The sequence below is a fragment of the Nonomuraea sp. NPDC048882 genome (genome assembly GCF_040649755.1).
In the GTDB taxonomy this organism is placed as follows: Bacteria; Actinomycetota; Actinomycetes; order Streptosporangiales; family Streptosporangiaceae; genus Nonomuraea; species Nonomuraea maheshkhaliensis.
In genome coordinates, this window is record NZ_JBEZGB010000012.1 from 386,778 (window position 1) to 408,188 (window position 21,411).

At 70.8% G+C, this 21,411-nt stretch carries 19 protein-coding genes; 5 read left to right on the plus strand and 14 right to left on the minus strand.

Annotated elements, in window-relative coordinates:
* Positions 1–83: 83 nt before the first annotated feature.
* The 9 genes from AB0C27_RS37660 to AB0C27_RS37700 form a co-directional block, all read right to left on the minus strand.
* On the minus strand, positions 84–1,157 hold the full coding sequence (locus tag AB0C27_RS37660) for a glycosyltransferase family 4 protein (protein WP_357854445.1): 1,074 nt from the start codon (positions 1,155–1,157) through the stop codon (positions 84–86).
* A 620-nt stretch (positions 1,158–1,777) separates the two neighbouring features.
* On the minus strand, positions 1,778–3,376 hold the full coding sequence (locus tag AB0C27_RS37665) for a lipid II flippase MurJ (RefSeq protein ID WP_357854447.1): 1,599 nt from the start codon (positions 3,374–3,376) through the stop codon (positions 1,778–1,780).
* A 108-nt stretch (positions 3,377–3,484) separates the two neighbouring features.
* Positions 3,485–4,348 (minus strand): hypothetical protein, encoded by an 864-nt coding sequence (locus AB0C27_RS37670; RefSeq protein WP_357854450.1) that lies wholly within the window; start codon positions 4,346–4,348, stop codon positions 3,485–3,487.
* Between the two features lies 1 nt (position 4,349).
* Positions 4,350–5,327, minus strand: coding sequence for a copper transporter (locus tag AB0C27_RS37675; protein ID WP_357854453.1), 978 nt, complete (start codon positions 5,325–5,327; stop codon positions 4,350–4,352).
* Positions 5,324–6,520 carry a putative cytokinetic ring protein SteA gene (gene steA, locus AB0C27_RS37680; protein ID WP_346114753.1) on the minus strand — a complete coding sequence of 399 codons (1,197 nt, stop codon included), beginning with the start codon at positions 6,518–6,520 and terminating at the stop codon, positions 5,324–5,326. Before steA ends, AB0C27_RS37675 begins: the two co-directional genes overlap by 4 nt.
* Positions 6,521–6,593: 73 nt before the next feature.
* Complete coding sequence (recN, locus tag AB0C27_RS37685) at positions 6,594–8,303, minus strand: DNA repair protein RecN (protein ID WP_357854457.1); 1,710 nt, start codon at positions 8,301–8,303, stop codon at positions 6,594–6,596.
* 139 nt (positions 8,304–8,442) lie between these two features.
* Complete coding sequence (locus tag AB0C27_RS37690; RefSeq protein ID WP_357854460.1) at positions 8,443–9,342, minus strand: NAD kinase; 900 nt, start codon at positions 9,340–9,342, stop codon at positions 8,443–8,445.
* Positions 9,339–10,154: a TlyA family RNA methyltransferase gene (locus AB0C27_RS37695; RefSeq protein ID WP_357854463.1), complete on the minus strand. Its 816-nt coding sequence runs from the start codon at positions 10,152–10,154 to the stop codon at positions 9,339–9,341. The genes AB0C27_RS37690 and AB0C27_RS37695 overlap by 4 nt, the downstream gene beginning before the upstream one ends.
* A complete protein-coding gene (locus tag AB0C27_RS37700) occupies positions 10,151–10,450 on the minus strand; it encodes a hypothetical protein (RefSeq protein WP_357854467.1) in 300 nt (99 codons plus the stop codon). Before AB0C27_RS37700 ends, AB0C27_RS37695 begins: the two co-directional genes overlap by 4 nt.
* 126 nt (positions 10,451–10,576) lie before the next feature.
* On the opposite strand from AB0C27_RS37700, the gene AB0C27_RS37705 reads away from it, so the two are divergent.
* Complete coding sequence (locus AB0C27_RS37705) at positions 10,577–10,924, plus strand: SCP2 sterol-binding domain-containing protein (RefSeq protein ID WP_346114759.1); 348 nt, start codon at positions 10,577–10,579, stop codon at positions 10,922–10,924.
* A 241-nt stretch (positions 10,925–11,165) separates the two neighbouring features.
* Here the strand turns inward: AB0C27_RS37705 and AB0C27_RS37710 are convergent, their stop codons facing one another.
* The gene (locus AB0C27_RS37710; protein WP_357854470.1) at positions 11,166–12,137 is read right to left on the minus strand and encodes an HAD-IIA family hydrolase; all 972 of its coding nucleotides are present in this window, start codon (positions 12,135–12,137) and stop codon (positions 11,166–11,168) included.
* Positions 12,138–12,215: 78 nt separating this feature from the next.
* Between AB0C27_RS37710 and AB0C27_RS37715 the strand changes: the two genes are divergently transcribed.
* Positions 12,216–12,656, plus strand: coding sequence for a TipAS antibiotic-recognition domain-containing protein (locus tag AB0C27_RS37715; RefSeq protein WP_357854473.1), 441 nt, complete (start codon positions 12,216–12,218; stop codon positions 12,654–12,656).
* Positions 12,657–13,139: 483 nt separating this feature from the next.
* Here the strand turns inward: AB0C27_RS37715 and AB0C27_RS37720 are convergent, their stop codons facing one another.
* Entirely contained in the window at positions 13,140–13,562 is a 423-nt protein-coding gene (locus AB0C27_RS37720) for a tetratricopeptide repeat protein (RefSeq protein WP_357854476.1), read from the minus strand.
* A gap of 120 nt (positions 13,563–13,682) precedes the next feature.
* Here AB0C27_RS37720 and AB0C27_RS37725 point away from each other — a divergent pair, with 120 nt between their 5' ends.
* A complete protein-coding gene (locus AB0C27_RS37725) occupies positions 13,683–15,449 on the plus strand; it encodes a DUF1015 domain-containing protein (RefSeq protein WP_357854479.1) in 1,767 nt (588 codons plus the stop codon).
* A 48-nt stretch (positions 15,450–15,497) separates the two neighbouring features.
* Here AB0C27_RS37725 and AB0C27_RS37730 read toward each other — a convergent pair whose 3' ends face one another.
* Positions 15,498–15,908, minus strand: coding sequence for a single-stranded DNA-binding protein (locus AB0C27_RS37730; RefSeq protein ID WP_357854481.1), 411 nt, complete (start codon positions 15,906–15,908; stop codon positions 15,498–15,500).
* A 110-nt stretch (positions 15,909–16,018) separates the two neighbouring features.
* Between AB0C27_RS37730 and AB0C27_RS37735 the strand changes: the two genes are divergently transcribed.
* Positions 16,019–16,945 carry an MBL fold metallo-hydrolase gene (locus tag AB0C27_RS37735; RefSeq protein WP_357854484.1) on the plus strand — a complete coding sequence of 309 codons (927 nt, stop codon included), beginning with the start codon at positions 16,019–16,021 and terminating at the stop codon, positions 16,943–16,945.
* 201 nt (positions 16,946–17,146) lie between these two features.
* On the opposite strand, the gene AB0C27_RS37740 is transcribed toward AB0C27_RS37735, so the two are convergent.
* Positions 17,147–18,424 carry a hypothetical protein gene (locus AB0C27_RS37740; protein WP_357854487.1) on the minus strand — a complete coding sequence of 426 codons (1,278 nt, stop codon included), beginning with the start codon at positions 18,422–18,424 and terminating at the stop codon, positions 17,147–17,149.
* Between AB0C27_RS37740 and AB0C27_RS37745 the strand changes: the two genes are divergently transcribed.
* Positions 18,329–19,129 (plus strand): hypothetical protein, encoded by an 801-nt coding sequence (locus tag AB0C27_RS37745; protein ID WP_357854489.1) that lies wholly within the window; start codon positions 18,329–18,331, stop codon positions 19,127–19,129. The genes AB0C27_RS37740 and AB0C27_RS37745 overlap by 96 nt on opposite strands.
* A gap of 1,299 nt (positions 19,130–20,428) precedes the next feature.
* On the opposite strand, the gene AB0C27_RS37750 is transcribed toward AB0C27_RS37745, so the two are convergent.
* The gene (locus tag AB0C27_RS37750; RefSeq protein WP_357854492.1) at positions 20,429–20,602 is read right to left on the minus strand and encodes a hypothetical protein; all 174 of its coding nucleotides are present in this window, start codon (positions 20,600–20,602) and stop codon (positions 20,429–20,431) included.
* Positions 20,603–21,411 lie beyond the last annotated feature (809 nt).

A 21,411-nucleotide genomic window follows, 5' to 3' on the forward strand; every position in this document is an offset into this window, starting at 1 on the left:
GGCTGCACCGTGATGACGAGGCTGTCGCGAAGGGATACTCCCCTCCCTAACCCAGGCAGTATATGAGAACGGATCGGGCACGCCTAACCATCCCCGTCTCTCACTCCGCGGTACGCGGCCACCACGCTCTCGACGACGTCGTCGTCATCCGGCATCTCCCGGCCCCGCCGCGCGGCCGCCTCGGCCAGCGTTTCCGCAGCTCGCGGGCTGGACAGCAGCTCCTGTACGGCCATACGCAACCCCTCCACGTCACCGTACGGAACCAGGATTCCGGCATCTCCCAAGATTTCCGGAATGCCCCCCACATTCGAGGCGATGGCCGGCGTCCCCGTCATGAGCGCCTCCCTCAGCGTGAGCGGTTGCCCCTCCCACCGGCTCGGCATCACCAGGGCCAGGGCGGCGCCGAGCAGGTCGGGCACGTCCTCCCGGTGACCCAGCAGCGTGACGGGCAGCCCTTCCCCGTCGATCCTGCGCCGCAGCTCCCCGCGCAGCGGCCCCTCCCCCGCCACCACGAACAGCGGCCGGGCGTCATGCCACGGCCCGGCGGCGACGTCGAGGAGCGTCTCCAAGCCCTTCTGCTGGGCCAATCTGGCGACGGTGAGCAGGATGGGCCGCTCGCCCGCGCCCAGTTCGTCCCTGACCTCCCGCGGCGTACGCTTCGGCGGCCGGGGCACCGGCGCCGTCACCAGGGCGGCCCGCACGTCACGGGCGCCGAGCCGGGTCATCCGCTGCGCCAGGTCGGGCGAGACGGTCAGCACGCGCCCCGCCCGGCGGGCCACGATCCGCTCCAGCACCCCGTAGGCCAGCCCGACGAACCCGCCGGCGGTGAGCGCGTTGTGCAGCGTCACGACCGGCCCCCGCCGCGCCAGCGCGGCCAGCGCCCCCGCCCGCAGCCCGTGGGCGTGCACCACGTCGGCGCCCCTGGTCAGCCGCCTGACGGCCAGCACGGCTCGCAGGTCGTTCACCGGATGCGGCCGATCGGAGACGGCCACCTCCGCGAACCTGGCCCCCGCGGCGCCGAAGCCGAACTGTTCCTCGACACTCCCGGGCCCGATCACGACGACCTGGTGTCCCCGGCGTACGAGCTCCTCCACCAGTGTCAGGACATGCCGCCCCGTGCCTCCGGTCGTAGTGCCCAGCACGAAAGCCACCCGCACAACCCGCTCCCTCCTCAAGTCCACCACTCCCGACCCGACCAAGAACAGTCCGTCCCGCCCGAACCGCCGACCCGCCCGCCCGAACCTACGACCGTCCATCCATCCCGAACGAACCAACGACCCCGTCCGCCCTGAACGAACCAGCGATCCGTCCACCCCGAACGCCCCCCGACGATCCCACACAGACCGACCACTCACCCTCCCCGCACCAACCAACGACCAGCCGCCCGTCCCGAACACCACACCGCCCTATCCACCCTGAGCCAACCAACCCAACGATCCCGAGCGAACCGACCACCCGCCCTTTCGGACCACCCCAACCGCCCGTCGTATCCAGACCGACCAAGCGCTGGATCCGCTGCCCCCACCGACCCCACCAGCCCCACCCCAGCCCCACCAGCCCCGAAGGATCCCCCGCGACCCGCGCGACCCAAACCGATCCCTCCCAGCCTGCCCGCCTGCCCGCCCCAAGCGATCCCTCCGGCCGTGCCCGCCCCAAGCGATCCCTCCGGCCCTGCTCGGCCCTAGCGATCTCTCCGGCGCTGCCCGGGCCACCGTGCCCAGCCCCCTTGAGAGGTGGCCTCCCGTGCTCAGCCCGCTCATGAGGTGGCGTCCCGGGCTCAGCTCGGGCCACGCCGCCGCAGCAGCCCGACCACCGCGTCAGCATCCGCCCGATCCACCACCGCCACGACAGCAGCGCCGACGGCCAGTGCCACCACGGCGGCCAGGGCGGCGGAGGCGACGTTCGGCCACAGGCCGCTCGCCCCGAGCCACCCCACCACGCCGGCCCCGGCGAGCCACCCCAGCACCCCGCCGGCCAGCGCCGCGCCCACGGCCCTGCCCAGCCCCGCCGCGGCCGCGCGCCCCCGAGCCCGGATCACGGACCCGAGCAGCCACGCCCCGCCCACGCTCATGCCGACGCTCATGCCGAGCGCCATCCCGCCGATCTCCCACTGCTCGGGCAGCACGATCACGAACACGACCTGGGCCACCATGACCACACACCACCCGGCGACGGTGCCGGTGGCGGCCGCCCGCCCGTGGCCGGCCGCGTAGAGCACCCGGCTGAGGTGCGCGATCAGCCCGTATCCCACCAGTCCCGGCGCGAACAGCGCGATCGCCGCCGCCAGCTCGGCGGGCGGCACGTCGCTCTTGTCGATCAGGAAGACCACCGCCCCCGGCCCTGACGCGGCGGCCAGCACCCCGGCGGCCAGCCCGGACACCAGCACCACGGCCCTGGTCGTGCGGGCCGAGAGCGCCGCGAAGGCCACCGGGTCGCCGGCCTGCGCGGACAGCCGGGGGAACGCGCTGGTGGCGATGGGCACGGCCAGCACGGCGTACGGCACCAGGTAGATCGCCCACGCGTAGTTGTAGACGGCGATGGCGCCGTTGCCGATCGCCTTGTTGGACAGCACCAGCACCACGATCATGGCCGCCTGCTGGGCGAGCAGCGCCGCGATGCCCGCGAGGGCGAGCCTGCGCACCCGCCCGGCCACCCCGTCGGGGAATCGTAAGGTGGGCCGCCAGCGCAGCCCGAGCCGCGCCACGGGCCCGAGCACGGTCAGTACCAGCGACAGCACTCCCAGGCTGGTGCCCACCGACAGCGCCAGCTCGGCCGGCTCGGGCAGCGTCGCGGGATCGACCACCCCGCCACTGAGCGGCACGAACAGCAGGTAGGCGACGATCACCACGATGCTGGAGACCAGGGGCGCGACGGCGGGCCCGGCGAAGCGCTTGTGCGACTGCAGTACGCCGTAGAGGACGGCGGCCACGCCGTACAGCGGGATCTGGGGGGCGAAGACGACCAGCATACGGGCGGCCACGGCGGCCACGGCCGAGGTGTCCTGGCAGCCGTCGACGGCGGCGCCGACGAACAGCGCGATGACCGGCCCGGCCAGCAGCGCCATGAGCACGCTCACCGGGACGAGCACGACGATCACCCAGGTGAGCAGCGCCGAGCCGATCCGCCCCGCCCGCTCGCGCGAGAGGTCGCCGGCCAGCACGGGGACGACCATCCCGGCCAGCGCGCCGCCGACGACCAGCTCGAAGACGATGTTGGGGATCTGGTTGGCCGTCATGTAGGCGGTGGACAGGCAGTTGGTGCCGACGGTCCTGGCGAAGGCGTACTGCTTGGCGAAGCCCACGACGCGCGCCAGCACCGTGATGGCTCCGATGAGCATCGCGCCGCCCGCGACGCCCCGCGCCGTCACCACACCCACCCGGCCTCCTCAGCCCCGCCCCCGATAGCCCCGCTGCCGGCAGCCCCGCCGCCGATCACGCGTACGCAGACATCCTGGCAGGCCGGACCGACAATCGCGCCGAGCGGGTCACACGGTCTCGGCCGGGCGGCGGCCGAGCATGTCGATGCGGTTGAGCACGGGATTGCCCGCGATGACCTTGGTGAAGCTGACCTTCTCCGCGGCCGCGGTCAGCGCCACGACCGTGCCCAGCAGGACGTAGCGGCCCGGCTTGCCGAGCTTGGTGACGGCGGCGAGCCCGAGCAGCGCGCCCAGGGCGTTGGCGCCGGCGTCGCCGAGCATCGCGCGTTCGCCGAGGTCGTCGGGCAGCAGCGCGGCGGCGGCCCCGAGCGGGACGGCGGCCAGCACCGCCGCGGCGGGCGAGCCGCGCAGGAGCGAGGCGGCCAGCAGCGGGCCGCCGGTCAGCAGGGCCACCTTGATGGCGCGGCCGGGGCGCAGGTCGAAGAGGTTGGCCAGGTTGGCGGTGCCGGCGATGGTGGCGCCGTTGACCAGGATGTCGGCGGGGCCCTGCGAGACGAGGGCGGCGGCGCCGAGGCCGGTGGCGCCGATGCCGAGGATCTTGACGGCTCCGCTGGTGACCTCGCCGCGGCTCAGCGCGCTCAGGTGGCCTTTGAAGCCCTTGGAGGAGGTGGTGCCGTAGAGGTCGTCGTAGGCGCCGAGCGCGCCGCTTCCGGCTCCGGCCAGCAGCGCGGCGGCGCGTACGCGCGGGGTCAGGCCGGGCGCGAGCGCGGCGGCGGCAGTGGAGCCGGCCACGAACGCGGGGCCTTCGAGCAGCGTGATGGGCTCGCCGCGGTGGTTCTTCCTGGTCCAGCGGCCGCTCAGGTCGGCGGGGCGGTTGCGGGTGAACGCCGCGTAGGCGGCCCGCGCCGCGGCGGCGCCGATCGCGGCACCGGCGAGGGCGTACAGCAGGCCACGGGCCCGGCTGGCTGGCATGTCAGCTCCCTGACGTTGCGGTGGGGGACGGGGTGGCGGACGTCTCCACGGGCATGGCGGCCGAGGCTCCCCTGCCCACGCCGTACTGGCCGGCGCGCCCGGCCAGTTGTTCGCGGAGAGAATAGACGACCACGACGCGCCCGAGGGGCATGTCGACGGTGTCCACGGTGGACACGCGCTTGGAGACCTCGCCCTCGTCGCGTACGGCGCTGATCGCGTCGCCGGGCAGGGCCGTGGTGGCGGCCATTCCGGCCAGCACCGTACCCATGCCGCCGACGTCGAAGCCGTCGGCGACGGAGACGAGCGCGCCCGCCTGGGCCTCGGCGCTCTCCCCCTCGTACGCCTTCTCCGGCGCGAACATGACCGCGAGCGTGGCCCGCTTGGTCACCTCGCCCTCGGTGCTGAGCAGGCCGCCGGTCTCGAACGTGCTGACGACGTCGGCGGCGGCGGTGTTAGGGGTGCCGCCCTGCGTCTGGTCGGTCGTGACCAGGGCGGAGGCCAGCAGCGTGGCGGCGCGATCCCAGCTGGTGGTGGTGGCGGGGAAGACCATGTTGACCGGCTTGAGCTGGTTGACCAGGCCGTCGAGCACGCCTATGCCCTTGGGGTCGAGGAACTTCTCGGTCAGCGTGACCCGGCCGGAGATCTCGGCCCCGGCCTGGTCGAGCACCTGCTGCACGGACTCGCGCGCGGCGGTGCTGGAGCCCGGCGTCTCGATCAGCAGCACCCGCTGACCGGCCAGGTCGCCCGACACCAGGTCGGGCGTCACGGAGGTGATGAAGCTGTCGTTGCCCGCCTCGCGGCCCTGCAGCGTGTCGATCTGGGCCCGCAGCTCCTCCTTCGTCTTGGTGAGCTGGGCCGTCAGCTCCTGGGCGGACTTGACCGCCGGCTCCTGCAGCAGCGTGGTGCCGAGCACGATCCCGACCGCGAGCGCCAGGAAGATCGCGACGATGGAGACGAGGTGGTAGCGAAAATCGATCACGAGAAAAGTCCGACCAACCAGAAGATGAATGCGTTCCAGACGTCCTGCAGCCCGTTGAGCCAGGTCTGGCCGAGCGGCGACAGGAAGAGCGCGACCCCCATGGTGATCAGCGCCGTGATCACGAGCAGGAGCAGCTGGGACGTGGTGATGCGGCTGCGGTAGAGCCTGCTGACGCCCTTGGCGTCGATGAGCTTGCTGCCGATGATCAGCCGGGTGAGGAAGGTGCTGGCCATGCCGGAGCGGCCCTTGTCGAGAAACTCCTCCAGAGTGCCGTGGGTGCCCACCGCGACGATCAGCTCGGCGCCCTTGTCGTCGGCCAGCAGCATCGCGATGTCCTCGCTGGTGCCGGTGGCGGGGAAGATGACCGCTTCCCTGCCGAGCTGGTGCACCCGCTCGAGGCCGGGCGCCCTGCCGTCGCGGTAGGCGTGTACGACGAGCTCGGCGCCGCAGGTCAGGGCCTTGGTGGAGACCGAGTCGAAGTCGCCGACGATCACGTCGGGCAGGTAGCCGGCCTCCAGCAGCGCGTCGGCGCCGCCGTCGACCCCGACGAGTACCGGACGGTATTCGCGGATGTAGGGGCGCAGCGTGGCGATGTCTTCTTTGTAGTGATAACCGCGCACCACGATGAGGACGTGCCTGCCCTCCATGGGCGTGCGGATCTCGGGTACGCCGACACCGTCGATGAGCAGCTTGCCCTCACCGCGGACGTATTCCATCGTGTTGACGGCGAACGCCTCGATCTGCACGGCCAGACCGGCGCGCGCCTCGGCCATGGCCGACTCGACGGCCTCCGGGGTCTGCTCCTCGCCCTTGCCGACCACGTCGTCGTCGAGGTAGACGACGCCGTCGCAGACGCGTACGACATCACCGTCTTTGACCCGTTCGAACAACTCCTGGTTGGCGTTGTCGACGAACGGCACCCCGGCGTCGAGCAGAATCTGAGGCCCCAGGTTGGGATAGCGGCCGCTGATGCCGCTGGCCACGTTGACCACGGCCGAAGCACCGCATGCGACAAGAGCCTCCGCGCTGACCCGGTCAACGTCAACATGGTCGATAATCGCTATTTCCCCGGGCTGGAGGCGTTTTGTCAGCCTCTTGGTCCGCCGGTCGATTCTCGCCACTGCCGTTACACCGGGAAGGTCTCCGACCTTCCTCCCGCGGAGGCCCGGCATCCTGCTTCCCGGAACCTTCATCAAGACCATCCTGCCAGAGGGAAACAGCGCGGAGGCCACGCATGACGCGGCGTGTCCGCTATGTCACCCAGGATCACCTGTCGGCCGCCGCCAGCCCGAGCAGTTCTTCGGCGTGGGCCCGGCCGAGCTCGGAGTCCTCCAGGCCGGCCAGCATCCGGGACAGCTCGCGTACCCGGCCCTCGTGGTTGAGCGTGACGACGCCGCTGCGCACGACGCTGCCGTCGCTCGCCTTCTCGACCACGAGATGCTGGTCGGCGAAGGCCGCGACCTGCGGCAGGTGCGTGACGACGATCACCTGTGCGGTGCGGGCGAGCCGGGCCAGCCTGCGCCCGATCTCGACCGCGGCCTTCCCGCCGACCCCCGCGTCGACCTCGTCGAACACGAACGTCGGCACGGGATCGGCGCCGGCGAAGACCACTTCGATGGCGAGCATCACCCGGCTCAGCTCACCGCCCGAGGCGCCCTTGTTGAGCGGCAGCGGCGGCGCGGCCGGATGGGCGGCCATCCGCAGCTCCACCTCGTCGCGGCCCTCGGGGCCGAACTCCGGGCTCTGGCTCAGCTGGACCACGACCTTGGCGTGCGGCATGGCCAGCGCGGTCAGCTCGTCGGTCACCGCCTGGCCGAACCGCTCGGCGGCGGCCTGACGGACGGCGGTGAGCTCGTCGGCCAGGTCGGTGAGCCGGGTGGTCAGCTCCTCGTATTCGCGGGTGAGCTCGTCGATGCGCTCGTCGTCGCCCTCCAGCTCGGCCAGGCGGGCGGACGAGCGCTGCGCCCACGCCAGCACTCCCGCGCTGTCCTCGGCGTATTTACGGATCAGGCCGGACAGCACCGACCGGCGTTCCTGGACGGCGGCCAGCCGCGCCGGATCGGCCTCGATCGACTCCGCGTACGCCGCCAGGTCGGTGGCCACGTCGGAGATCAGGTAGCCCGCCTCGGCCAGCCGGTCGGCCACCCCGGCGAGCTGAGTGTCGAAGTCGCGCACGGCCTCCACGGCCGCGCGGGCCTCGCCCAGCAGCGAGATCACGTCGTGAGGGCCGCCCGCGGCCTCCATCGGGTCGCCGAGCAACGCCGTGTGGGCGGTGGTCGCGGCGCTGCGCAGCGCGTCGGCGTGCGAGAGCCGCTCCTCCTCGCTGCGCAGCTCGACGTCCTCGCCCGGCTTGGGATCGACCTTCTCGATCTCTTCGAGCCCGAAGCGCAGCAGGTCGGCCTCCTGCGCCCGCTCCCTGGCCCTGGTGGTCAGCTCTTCGAGCTGCGCGCCCACCTTCTTGTGCCGCTTGTAGGCCTGGGAGTAGGCGCGCAGCGGCTTGACCAGCTCGTTGCCGGCGTAGCGGTCGAGCGCCGCCCGCTGCCTGGCCGGCTGCAGCAGCCGCTGCTGGTCCATCTGCCCGTGCACGGCGACCAGGTCGTCGGCGAGGTAGGTGAGCGTGCCCACGGGAACCGTGCGCCCGCCGAGCCACGCCCTGGACCTGCCCTCGGCCGAGACGGTGCGGGAGATGATCAGCTCGCCGTCGTCGGCCGCGCCGCCGATGTCCTCGACCTGCTGGGCGACGCGCCCGCCCGGCTCGATGACGAGCGTGCCCTCGACCGAGGCCCGGTCGGCTCCCGGCCGGACCCGCGAAGGGTCGGCCCGGCCGCCGAACAGCAGGCCGAGCCCGGTGACGACCATCGTCTTGCCCGCACCCGTCTCGCCGGTGACCACGTTGAAGCCAGGCGAAAGCTCGAGCACGGCCTCGTCGATGACGCCGAGCCCCTGGATGCGGACCTCCTCGACCCTTGGTCGCACTGCCCACTCCCGTTCACTGCCGTGTCCGACGCCGCCTGAGGCGTTTCATCATGCCCACGTGATCCTACGCGCTCCGCCTTCCATTCACTCAGGCCATTCACTCAGGGACGAACCCTTCCGTCCTCCTCAGCCCATTCACTCAAGGACGAACCCTTCCGCGCCACCCCTGGACAGGAAGCTCGAACTTGGCGACCAGCCTGTCGGTGAACGGCGCGCCGGTGCTCTCCACCCCGTGCAGCCGCGCCAGCCGTACGGGCTCGGCGCCCTTGCGGACCTCGATCCGCGTCCCGGACGGCAGCTCGAACCTGCGCCGCCCGTCGCACCACAGCACGCCCCCGGGGGTGTCGGGCAGGATCTCGACGGCCAGCGTGGAGCGCGGCGAGACCACCAGTGGCTTGGCGAACAGCGCGTGCGCGCTGATGGGCACCATGAGCAGCGCCTCGACCTCCGGCCAGACGACGGGGCCGCCCGCGGAGAAGGCGTAGGCGGTCGAGCCCGTCGGAGTGGCGCAGATCACCCCGTCGCAGCCCCATCTGGACAGCGGCCGCCCGTCGATCTCCGCGACGACCTCCAGCATGCGTTCCTGCTTCTCGACGGTGACCTCGTTGAGCGCCCAGGTGTCGGCCAGCACGCGGCCGTTCTGCCGGGCGAGAACATCGATGGTCATCCGCTCCTCGACGTCGTACCGGCCGGCCACGACACTGTCGACGGCCGCGGCGAGATCGGCGACCTCGGCCTCGGCCAGGAACCCGACATGACCGAGGTTGACGCCCAGCAGTGGCGTGCCGGTGGGCCTGGCCAGCTCGGCGGCGCGCAGCAGCGACCCGTCGCCGCCGAGCACGATCATGACCTCGGCGTCCTTGGCCGCGCCCGGGTCGGCGGGCACCGCCTCGGCCACGCCGCAGCCGATCTCGCCTGCCTCGGCGTCCAGCACCTTGACGTTGATGCCCGCGTCGACCAGCCGGTTGATCACCAACCGGGCGCTGTCGATGGCGGCGCCGCGCCCGGTGTGCACGGCGACCAGCACAGTCCGTTTCATTGCGGCCCTTCCGCGACGGCCCGCTCGATCTCGGCGTCGAGGTCGGCGACCTGCGGCTCGCCTGCCCCCTTGCCCAGCCAGAGCAGATATTCCACATTTCCCGACGGTCCGGGCAGCGGGCTCGCGGTCACGCCGCGCACACTCAGCCCCAGCTCCGTCGCCTTGGCCGCGGCGTCGCGGACCGAACGCGCCCGCAGCGCGGGATCGCGCACGACCCCGCCCGCCCCGACCAGATCCTTGCCCACCTCGAACTGAGGCTTCACCAACATCACGAAATCCGCCGCGGGCGCGGCCACCGCCGCCAGCGCGGGCAGCACGAGCCGCAGCGAGATGAACGACAGGTCGCCCACCACCAGCGTGGGCGGCTCCTCGCCGACCATCTCGGGGGTGAGGTCGCGTACGTTGACCCGCTCCATGACGGTCACCCGCTCGTCGTTGCGCAACGACCAGGCCAGCTGCCCGTAGCCGACGTCCACCGCCAGCACGTGGGCGGCGCCGCGGCGCAGCAGCACGTCGGTGAACCCGCCGGTGGAGGCGCCCGCGTCGAGGCAGCGGCGGCCCTCCACCTTCAGGGTCTCGAACGTGTCCAGCGCGCCGAGCAGCTTGTGCGCTCCGCGCGAAACGTAGTCGGGCCCCTCGTCCGAGGTGGCCACGACGATGGCGGAGGCGGTGTCGACCTGGGTGGCGGCCTTCTGTGCCCGCTGCCCGCCGACGCTGACCCGGCCGGCCTCGATGAGCTGGACGGCCTGTTCGCGCGATCTGGCCATGCCGCGGCGTACGAGCTCGCTGTCGAGCCGGATCCTGCGGCTCACGGGCGTCCCACGGCCCGCTCGCCCGCCAACCACCCACCGGGGCGCGGCCGCTCACCCGGCGTCGGCCCACCCGGCATCGGCCCATCCGGCATCGGTTCGCTCGGCGAGGGTCGTCCGTCCGGCGAGGGCTGGTCCGCCGTCGGCTCGTCCACGGCCGCGAGCGTGCTCTCCAGCCCCGAGAACGCCTCGTCGAAGAGCGCGACGTGCTCACTCACGGGCAGCTCGCCCAGCCCGCCGAGGCGCGCCACGATGGCGTCGACCCGCTCGTCGCCGGTCTCCTCCGGCAGCTCACTCATGACTCGACCGTAACGCCTCCCGGGAGGTGCCGGGACCTTGGCAGGCGTGTCACACGTTGAAGCCCATACGGGGGTGCTACTGATGTGGAACGCTACCGTCCGCAAAGGGAAGAAAGGATACGCATCATGGCAAGCGTCGAGGACTGCCGGGCGGCACTGACCAAGCTCGTGGCCCAGTTCGACGAGATCGACGAGGCGGACCGGGCCAAGCACGTGGTCGAGCGCACGGTCAGCTGCCGGGTGTCCGACCTCGACGTGATCTTCTACGGGCGGCTGCACCACGGGGGGCTGGACCCGTTCACCGAGCAACCGCCCGCGGACGGCAAGGCCGCCGACGTCAAGCTCACGATCGTGAGCGACGATTTGATCGCGCTGGTCGACGGGGAATTGGACCTGGCCAGAGCACTGCTCGGGGGACGGGTGAAGATCGACGCCAGCTTCGGCGACCTTCTCCGCCTCCGCAGACTCCTCTGAACGCCACCCCCAGCCGCCCGCGCACACCGCCAGGAACAGCAGACCACGCAGGCCCTGGCAGCAGCGGGCTCCCCAGGCCACGAGCACCAATCGGCCGCCCAGGCCGCGGCACTTGGAGTGCCGCACAGATCCTGGCACCAGGAGGAGGCGCAGGCGGCGAGCACCGAGGGCACACACGCAGTAGCACTGACCACCCCCAGCACTAGCTACCCAACCGCGTGGAGCGGTCAGGAACGGTCTCTCAGCCGATGCGGTCGAGCACCGGTTTGACCGCATCCTCCTCCGCCCGCCCATCCCCGGCCGCCGCCCAGGCGGCGTCGCAGGCGGCCCTCAGCCCGTCGATCCTGCTGCCCTCCCCCTCCAGGAACAGGACCCCCTCCCGCCACCGGGCCCGCCATCCTCCGCAGGCACCGTCACGCACCTCCGGATAGGGCCGCAACAAAGCCCCCAGATCCTCTCCGATGTACGTAGGCCGGTGCCTGGGCTCAGCCGTCAGCGCGTCGGCGGGCGTGGCGACCCCGGTCAGCACCAGCAGACTCTCCACCCCTGCGTTGGTCGCCCCTTCGATGTCGGTGTCGAGCCGGTCCCCGACGACGAGCGGCCTGCGCGCCCCCGTACGGATCATCGACTCCCGGTGCAGCGGCGGTTCGGGCTTGCCCGCGTAGACGGGCTCGACGCCGGTGGCGGCGGCGATCACCCGTACCATCGCGCCGTTGCCCGGCAGCTCACCGCGCCGGGTCGGCATCGTGCTGTCGCCGTTCGACGCCACGAACAGCGCCCCGTGCCGCACCGCCAGCGCACCCTCCGACAGCAGCCCGTACGACAGCCCCGGGGCGATCCCCTGCACCACGGCGGCCGGCGACTCGACGGCCGTCGAAACCGGCCGCAGCCCCTGATCACGCACCGCCAGGCGCAGTCCAGAGCCGCCGACCACGAGCACGTTCGCGCCCGGCGGAACCCGTTCGGCGATCAGCCGGGCGGCGGCCTGCGCCGAGGTCACCACGTCGCCGGCCTCGGCGGGCGCGCCCAGCTCGCGCAGGTGCGCGGCGATGGCGGACGGTGTACGGGAGGCGTTGTTGGTCACGTACGCCAGCCGCGCGCCGCGCCGCTGCGCCTCCTCCAGCGCCTCCGGCGCCCCGGGCACCGCGTGGCTGCCGAGATAGACCACGCCGTCGAGGTCGAGCAGCAGGGTGTCATAGCCGTCGATCAGCACAGGGCCTCTTCCCGTTTGACTCTCACGCTGCGTGAGACTTTAGCGTCCTCCCCATATTCGCCTGAGGAAGGGATGACCATGTCCGCACCACTCGACCTGACCCCGCAGGAGCGCGAGGAACTGTTCGGCGGCTTCGACCCCGACGAACACGCGGCCGAGGCCGAGCAACGCTGGGGCGGCACCCAGGCCTGGGCAGACGCCATGCGGCGCTCGTCGGCGTACACGAAGCAGGACTGGCAGCGTTTCATGGCGGAGGCGGGCGACCTCAGTTCGCGCATGGCGGACGCGATGCGCTCGGGCGCTCCGGCGGACGGCGAGCTCGCCATGGCCTTGGCGGAGGAACATCGGGCCCACATCACCCGCTGGTGCTACGACTGCACGTACGAGATCCACCGCGGGCTCGGCGACATGTACGTCAACGACCCCCGCTTCACCGCCTCCATAGACGCCACAGCTCCCGGCCTGGCCGCGTATTACCAAGCCGCCATAACCGCCAACGCCGACCGCCACACCACCTGACACCAAGCCAACAGACGCCCGTAAAACCCCCGCCCGCCCTGCAGACCCACCCCGAACGAAACGCCATGCCCGGACGTACAAGCCGGCCCCGCCGAAAGGGCAGTCGGAACAGAAGAACGCCTCCGAACAAGAAGGGCACCCCGAACGAGAGAACAGCCCAGACCTGAACAGAGAGCCACAAGCGCAAGGAGCCCAACTGAAAGATCACCAGCGCAAACTACTGAGACACGACCAACGGGCCAACCCATGCACCCACCCGAGCGCCGCGCAACGATCACCCGAGAACTGAATCAAAACAGTCGAGGAGTCACTCAACAAGCGGACCGCCTGGGCGGCGGGCCGCACGCTGCTCACCGCCGCCCAAGAACCCGTGCGGGAAGCCACTCAACGAGTAGCCGGGAACCTGGACGGACCTGCAACAACCAACCTAAGCGAGGGATTATCAGGCCGGGACGGAAAGCGGGGCGGATGGCGGCCCGGCGATCACATCTCCCGCCGTGCCCGCAACGTCGCCCGCACACTCTTCAAAGCCGACACATAATGCCGCTCATCCGGCCGCATGGCCACCGCGATCGCCAGCGGTTCCTGCGCCCCTTCCACATCCCCCGTCCGCCACAACGCCAGCCCAAGCCCGAAATAGGCATAATCCTCGGCCGGATTCGCATCCACGATCTGCCGGAAGCTGGCCGCCGCCTCGGCATACTGCCGGGAGTTGAACTGCGCCCGGGCCAGTGCCTCAAGAATGCTGCGCGATTCGGGCTCCACGGCAGCGGCCCGTTCGAGCAGGGCCGCGGCAGCCGCCGGACTCCCTTCCTTCAGCAAGCGGACACCACGCTGATACCAGTCATAAACACCACCCAGGGGAGCGCCGGGGTTCTCATCATGAACGTTTCCCTCGTGAGCCATGTGTGGGGACTCCTTCATCGCTGTACGGCTTCCCCCGCTCCGCCCTGACGCGGAACGGGCACGACTGCGACCATGGGGCGACTTCCGGAAGGTTTAAGCACTTATGGCAGCATGCCCGGTATGGGGACTCCTGAACTGCCGGTGCCGGACGGCCTGGTGCTACGGCCCTTCCGGGGCGTGCGTTTCGCTGTCGAAGATCCCGCCAAGGTGACCTCCCCGCCGTACGACCTGATCTCCGACGCCGACGTCGAGGCCCTCCTGGACTCTCACCCGAACAACGTCGTACGCCTCATCCTTCCCTGCTCCACCCCCGGCGACTCCTCGTCCACACCCCACCACGCCCCGGAACCGCCCGCCCCGCACGCCTCCCGCCCGGAGGTGACCTCCTCAACCACCCACCACCGACCCTCGGCCCAACACACCCCGGAACCGGCGGCGTCATCCAATCACGCCCCAGCCGAGACCTCCCGGACCACTCACCACCCACGCTCTGCCCATACAGCCCCAGAACCCAGCACACCACCCCACAACATCCCAGACACAACCTCACCGACCACCAACCACCCGCCCTCCACCGACTACGCCGAGGCCGGGAGAACGCTCAAAGAGTGGCTGGCGGAAGGTGTGCTCGTCCCGGACGAGGTGCCGGCACTGTACGTCTACGAACAGAGCGGCCCTGACGTCCTGCAACGCGGCCTGATCGGAGACGTCGGCCTGACCGACCCCGCGCAGCGCATCATCCTGCCGCACGAGGACGTCATGCCAGGCCCCGTCGCGGACCGCCTCGCCCTCATGAGCACCACCCAGGCCAACCTCGAGCCCATCTTCCTGCTGTACGAGGGCGACAACGGCACCGCCACGGCCCTGGTGGACGAGGTGGCCGCCAAGCGACGCCCGCTGGTGACCGCCCATACCGAAGACGGCCTGACCCACCGCCTCTGGGCCATCACGGACCCGGCGGAGATCGCCGTAGTCAACGCCGACCTCCACCATCGCCAGGCCCTGATCGCCGACGGCCACCACCGCTACGCCACGTACCGCGTCCTGCAACGCCAGGAACACGCCACCGCCCACGAGCCCGGCATCAGCGACTCCAGCACAAGCCGCCACGATGCCAGGCACCCCCACGAGAGCCGTACCGACGCCGGTGGCCCTCGCGAGACCCGCGCCGACGCCGGCCGTACCAACACACGCAGCCCCACCACAGGTGCCCCGACCACGAGCGGGCCCATCACGGGTGAGCCCCGCACGAGCCGACCCGACGCCGACACCCCCACCACGAAAGAGCCCAGCACGGGCAGTGCCAGCGCGGGTGGGACCGGGCCGTGGGACTTCGGGCTGGCTCTGCTCGTGGACAGCACCGCCTACCCGCCCGACCTCAAGGCCATCCACCGCGTGATCCCTGGCCTCCCCCTCAGCGAGGCCACCGAGAGGGCGCGGAGCTTCTGGCAGGTGCGGTACTACGACGACCTGGCGAGCGGCCTGGCCGCGCTGGACAGCGTGCCGGAGCCCGCCTTCCTGCTGGCCGGCGAGGGAGGCGCACGGCTGCTCACCGATCCGGATCCGGTGCGGCTGGCCCGCGCCATGCCGCCCGATCACTCCGATCGGTGGAACTCGCTCAACACCTCCATCCTCACCGAGTTCGTGCTGCCCGTGGTGTGGGGCATGCGTGACGACGAACGGACCGTGCGCATCGTCCACCACGACACCGAGGCCGCGGCCCGGCTCGCCGTACGTACGGGCGGAACCGCGGTGATCCTGAGACCGCTCGCGATCGAGGACGTGCTGGCGGTGGCCGCCGGCGGCGAACGAGTGCCTCGCAAGTCCACCTCCTTCGGCCCCAAACCGAGGACCGGCCTGGTCCTGCGCACGTTCGCGATCGACTGAGTGCCGGGCGCCGACGAAGTGCGCGCCCGGTCGGCCGGCAGTCACCGGTCAGACGGCCGGCGCCAGGTAGGGGACCTGTCTGGGGATCAGGACGGCGAGCGTGCCCGCGCCGCCGTCGCCGACCGGGTCGGCGGGCTCCGCGAGCTCCGCTTCGTAGGGTCTGGCGGAGCTCACCTCCACTTCGTAGCGCCAGATCTTGGCGGCCGACGGCCCGAAAACGCGGCAACGGAACGACCCCGTCACCTCGATGTAGTCGCGGGGTTTGAGTGCGCGGACCACGGCGGCGGTCTCCGGGTTGAACGTGACGCACGGGACGCTGTCCGTCAGGGCGGCGCCGCGTCTGTGCCGGCGGCGGCGCACGATGATGCGCCACTTCGAGACGGTGTCGCCGCTCGGCAACGGATGATCCTCGACCGGCGCTGACAGTCTCCCCACCAGCAAGACTTCGTTTCGATCCACGGTCGTCCTCCTATCGGTGCTCTGGTGAGGATCACTCTCTACGATGAGGGGGACGCCGGATCGGCTCGAACGCCGTTCTGGGGATAACGGCTGGACGATCAGGAGTGCCTGTGGACAACATCACCGCGCTTGGCGGCGACGTCTATGAGATCGACACCAGAATGGCCGGATATGCGGGCATCACGGCTGGCTATCTCATCCTGAGCGACCGGCCGTGCCTGGTGGAGACGGGCACCTCGACCTCGGCGCCCGTGGTGCGCGACGCGCTCGCCTCGCTGGGTGTCGGCCCCGACGACCTGGCCACGGTCGTCGTGACCCACATCCACCTCGACCACGCCGGCGGGGTGGGCGACATCGCCAGATTCTTCCCGTCCGCGCAGGTCGTCGTTCACGAGAAGGGCGCCCGCCACCTCGCCGAGCCGTCACGGCTCATGGCCAGCGCCCGCATGGTCTGGGGCGACAAACTCGACACCCTCTTCGGCGAGCTGGCCCCCACCGAAGCCGAACGCATCCTCGCCCTCGGTGACACCGGCGCCATCGACCTGGGCAACGGGCGTACGCTGAACAGCCACTACGCCCCCGGCCACGCCAAGCACCACGTCGGCCTCGTCGACTCCGCCACCGGCGACCTGTACGTCGGGGATGCGGCCGGCGTCTACCTGCCCGAAACCGGCGACTTGCGCCCCGCGACCCCTCCGCCGGACTTCGACCTGAAGACCGCACTCGACTCGATCGCGCTGTTCGAAGCGCTTGGGCCGCAGAGGTTACTGTTCAGTCATTACGGGCCGGTCGAGGCGGTTGAGGAGACGCTTGAACGGTCTGCGGAAGAGCTCCGGGTTTGGGTTGATCTGACGCAGCAGGCCCGGTCGGAGGGCATGGATCTGGACCACGCCGTCGCCATGGTCAGAGACCGCACCAAGGAACGGTACAGCGCGATGACCGCCGATGAGGCTACGGCGGAGCAGTTCGAGTTGTTGAACGGCGCCGCGTCGAACGTCGCGGGGATCCTGCACTGGCTCGACCGCGTGTCACCGTGAACCCCGTGTCCCACCGTGAACCCCAACGTCTCACCATGAGCCCCCGCGTCCCACCATGAGCTTCCCTCCGGGACGCGAACTCCGCCCACGGTTTTGTACCGTCCCGACGATCACCACCGCCGAGCGGAGACAGACTGACAAAGCCCCACACATCAGCACCGCCTCCCCCACTAGTGCAGGGGAGGCGGTGCGGAGTGTGCGTCAGTCGTTCTTGGGCTTGTCCGTGGGCGTCTCGTTGGCGTCGTCGAGCACGTCGCCGAAGTTCGGCTCGATGAACGCCGGCGTGATCCCAGGCGGCTCGGCCTGCCCAGCCGCCTCCTCCACCTCGTCCCGCTTGGCCGTCTCAGCCTCGGGGGCCGCCTCAGGCTGCTGGCCGCGAGCAGAGTCGGTCTCCGCCTCCTGGTCAACGGCCTCCGTGGAGCCTTCGGGTCCGGCGTCCGCCGCCTCAGGCTCTACTTCAGCCTGCCGCGCATCGGAACCGGCCTCAGCAGCAGCGGATTCGCCCTCAACGACAGCGACCTCGTCCTCGACCGACTGAGTCCGGGACTCAACCGGCGCAGCCTCGGACACGGATTCGTCCGAGTCCGCCGATACAACGACGGATTCGTCCTGCTCCGGTGCTTCGTCCTGAACGTCGTCAGACTCCAGAAGGTCGCCGGCCTCGGCGAGGGCGGCGGCGTCATCGTCGTCGTCCTCATCCTCCGCGGCCGAGATCTCAGAGACATCGTCTCCGTCGAAGTCCTCGTCGAGCTCGTCCTCGTCGTCAGCCGCACCGTCGAGCCCGGCCTCCTCGTCGTAGTCCTCCTCGACGTCCTCGATGACGGCGCCGGTCAGCTCCGCGTACCGCTCGGCCGCATCCGTCTCGCCGTCCTCGTCGAACGCCATCGCCCGGCCGAACCACTCGGTGGCCGCCTCCTGGTGCCCGGCGTCGGCCAGGGCGTCCGCGTACGCGAAGGCCAGCCGTGCCGACCACGGCTTGGGCTGCGGGTCGCGCAGCTCGGGGAGGCGCTGCAGAGTGATCACGGCGGCGTCGTGCTGGCCGAGGTCGCGGCGGGCGCCGGACTCGACAATGGTCAGCTCGATGCGCCCGTCTCTGTCGAGGCGCTCCGCCTCGGGCGAACGTACGAGGTCGATGGCCCGCTCGGGACGGCCGAGACCGCGCTCGCAGTCGGCCATGACCGGCAGGTACGCCTCCGAACCCGTCATCCGCCTGGCCGCCCGCAGGTCGCTCAGCGCCTCCGAGAAGTGCCCGGCCCGGTAGGCGACGATGCCTGCGGCCTCCCGTACGACACCGATGCGGGCCGCGAACCTGCGCGCCACCTTGGTGTGCTCGTGCGCCTGATCGGGATCGTCCTCTTCGAGCGCCCGCTCGGCCGCGACCAGATGCCGGCCGACGAGGTCGGCCAGGTCGCCGGGCAGCGAACGCAGCTCCTCGAGAACTTCCTTGTCGAGCTCGTCGACGGTGATGTCGGGAGCCATCTCGGGCAGCTTCTCGCGCTGCGGTGCGGCCTCGCCCTCCCGCTCCGGCCGGCCGTACCTGGCCCGCGTACCGGAACGCTCCTCGCGGTCGTCCCTCGAGAACGGCCTGGAGTCGCGCTGCTCCCTTTCCCGGTCACCGCCGAAACCGCCTTCACGACGGTCGCGGTAGCCACCCTCACGCCTGTCGGAGGAACCTTCACGACGTCCGCCGTACCCGCCCTCGCGGCGCGGCCCGCGATCGTCACGGAACCCACCTTCACGGCGGGGGCCCCGGTCCTGGAAACCGCCCTCACGGCGAGGTCCGCGATCCTGGAAACCGCCACCCTCGCGACGGGGACCGCTGTCACGGAACCCACCCTCACGACGCGGCCCACGATCATCACGCCCACCGCCGGCACCACGAGGCCCGCGATCGTCACGGAACCCACCCTCTCGGCGGGGGCCCCGGTCCTGGAAACCGCCCTCACGACGAGGTCCACGATCCTGGAAACCACCACCCTCGCGACGGGGACCGTAACCGCCCTCACGACGCTCACCGTAACCACCCTCACGACGAGGACCACGATCATCCCTGTCCCGATAGGGACGACGATCATCGCCTTCGCGGCGCGGTCCACGGTCCTGGAAACCACCCTCACGACGAGGTCCGCGGTCCTGGAAACCACCCTCACGACGGGCGCCGTAACCGCCGCCCTCGCCGCGTGAGCCCCGGTCCCCGCGATCGTCACGGTAGCCGCCTTCGCGGCGCGGCCCGCGATCGTCACGGAACCCACCCTCTCGGCGGGGGCCCCGGTCCTGGAAGCCACCCTCACGACGGGGTCCGCGATCCTGGAACCCTCCACCCTCGCGACGGGGACCGCTGTCACGGAACCCGCCCTCACGACGCGGCCCACGATCATCACGCCCACCGCCGGCACCACGAGGCCCGCGATCGTCACGGAACCCACCTTCACGGCGGGGGCCCCGGTCCTGGAAACCGCCTTCACGACGGGGTCCACGATCCTGGAAACCGCCACCCTCGCGACGGGGACCGTAACCGCCTTCACGACGCTCACCGTAGCCACCCTCACGACGAGGACCACGATCATCCCTGTCCCGATAGGGACGACGATCGTCGCCTTCGCGGCGCGGTCCACGATCGTCACCATCGCGCCGGGGGGCGCGGTTGTCGCGGTAGCCGCCCTCACGGCGCGGACCCCGGTCCTGGTAACCGCCTTCACGGCGGGGTCCGCGATCATCCCGATCGCGATACGTACGGCGCTCCTCGCCGTCACGGCGGCTCGGGCGGTCGTCCCTGGAGTCGTCGCGCCGGGGCCCTCTGTCGCCGCGGTTGTAGGACCGCGACCCTTCGCCGGAACGGAACGGACGGTCCCCGCCGGAGTCTCGCCCGCGGGAGCCGTAGCCGCCGCTCCTGTCGCCTCCGCCCGGGCGCTTGTCCTCGTAGTCGCCGCCCCCGCGCTGTCCGCCGTCCGGTCCGTTATCTCTGTTCACTTCTGGTCCATTTCGTTGGCTCACCCAGCGGACTCTCAACAACGGTCCACCGTGGCTGGTCGCCGCCCACCCTGGGCCTTACGCGACGAAGGCCACCCGTGGGGGTGGCCCGGTGTGCCTCCAGCCTAGCAAGCCGTGGACCGTCCACGAGCCTGTCCAACCGGGATATCGCCAATGCTCAAAGCCGGATAAGCACAACCGCGCCTTCCGTCGCTGCACCCGCACGCAACGGCCGAGCCTGAGTCCGATTTCCGGTTCACTCTCAGCGTGACGAACCCCAGCTTTCCCACCGACATCTGCCACTCGCCATGTGACGGTCGGAAGGAACAATCCATATTGAACGGCCCACGCCAGCATCAAGGATATGAACGTCGACATCCAACCATTAACGTGCCCAGCACCCCCACGCGAACGGCTCGATGTGGCCGCGATTCGAATAAGCCATACGGCCCACCGAGGAGAGCACCCCCAAGTTCTACAAACGTGGCTTGCGGGACCGCATCGACGGCGACGCTAATCCCGATCGGCGGCGGCGCCGCCGAGGCCGGCCAGCTCTCGGGACCTGTTCACCGGCAGGATCGGCAGGATCGGCAGGATCGGCAGGATCGGCAGGATCGGCAGGATCGGCAGGATCAAGGCGATCACGACGACCAGCCGCAGTATCGCCTTCGCCACGGCCGCGACCACGTGATCATTATCACGGCATATACCAACATGCCGCTAGAGCGTCCCTTGTGGGATCTCCAGGTTGCTTCGGCCAGGGCCTGGGCTCCGAAGAGAGAAGATGCATCTCGGCGTCGTCAGTGACGCCGAGACGGTGACAGCCACGGTGGCCGCGCAGTTCCGGGGAGTGCTGCGGTGGCCGCCACGGTGGCCGCCACGGCGGCCGCCACGGTGGCCGCTGCGGCGGCCGAGAGTTCCAGGGAGCACTGCTGCGCTGGCCGCGCGGTTCCGTCGCCGGCTCGCCCCTCCCGAACACCTAGTCGCGTCCGCACAGCGCTACACCTCGCGGGAACTGCGACGGCTGCAGGAGACCATCACCGACGACGAGAACGCCCGCCGGCAAGCACGCTGGGACTCTAAAGAATGCGCTACCGAAGAGCAGTTCTGGCGACGCAGGAGAGAAGGGCACCTCATCGTTCCGGCCAGCGTCACCCCGGAGAGCAATAGAGCCAGGGTGGGCATCACTCCCCGCACCCCACCTTCGCCGCCGCACGGCCCAGATCTTCTCTGAGGACGGCCTCACCGAAGCCCCCTTGGGGACGGCAGCCCACCAAACCCCCGAACAGCCCCCGAACAGCCCCCGAAGAGTGGCGCAGTCGATGACGTGCACGACCATGTCGCACCGCTTCAGGACGCCAGAACAGGGCCCGGAAACGCAAGAAGAGGGCCCCGACACCCGCAACAGGTGTCGGAACCCTCTCCTCAAAAGATTGTCCGGCGGTGACCTACTCTCCCACACCCTCCCGAGTGCAGTACCATCGGCGCAGGGAAGC

What these genes read in the sequence shown, in the direction of transcription:
- AB0C27_RS37670 (WP_357854450.1), bottom strand. Translation starts at nt 4,348, where the DNA reads ATGCCAGCCAGCCGGGCCCGTGGCCTGCTGTACGCCCTCGCCGGTGCC.
- steA (WP_346114753.1), bottom strand. Translation starts at nt 6,520, where the DNA reads ATGAAGGTTCCGGGAAGCAGGATGCCGGGCCTCCGCGGGAGGAAGGTC.
- AB0C27_RS37690 (WP_357854460.1), bottom strand. Translation starts at nt 9,342, where the DNA reads ATGAAACGGACTGTGCTGGTCGCCGTGCACACCGGGCGCGGCGCCGCC.
- AB0C27_RS37700 (WP_357854467.1), bottom strand. Translation starts at nt 10,450, where the DNA reads ATGAGTGAGCTGCCGGAGGAGACCGGCGACGAGCGGGTCGACGCCATC.
- AB0C27_RS37705 (WP_346114759.1), top strand. Translation starts at nt 10,577, where the DNA reads ATGGCAAGCGTCGAGGACTGCCGGGCGGCACTGACCAAGCTCGTGGCC.
- AB0C27_RS37715 (WP_357854473.1), top strand. Translation starts at nt 12,216, where the DNA reads ATGTCCGCACCACTCGACCTGACCCCGCAGGAGCGCGAGGAACTGTTC.
- AB0C27_RS37720 (WP_357854476.1), bottom strand. Translation starts at nt 13,562, where the DNA reads ATGGCTCACGAGGGAAACGTTCATGATGAGAACCCCGGCGCTCCCCTG.
- AB0C27_RS37725 (WP_357854479.1), top strand. Translation starts at nt 13,683, where the DNA reads ATGGGGACTCCTGAACTGCCGGTGCCGGACGGCCTGGTGCTACGGCCC.
- AB0C27_RS37745 (WP_357854489.1), top strand. Translation starts at nt 18,329, where the DNA reads ATGCCGGCCGACGAGGTCGGCCAGGTCGCCGGGCAGCGAACGCAGCTC.
- AB0C27_RS37740 (WP_357854487.1), bottom strand. Translation starts at nt 18,424, where the DNA reads ATGGCTCCCGACATCACCGTCGACGAGCTCGACAAGGAAGTTCTCGAG.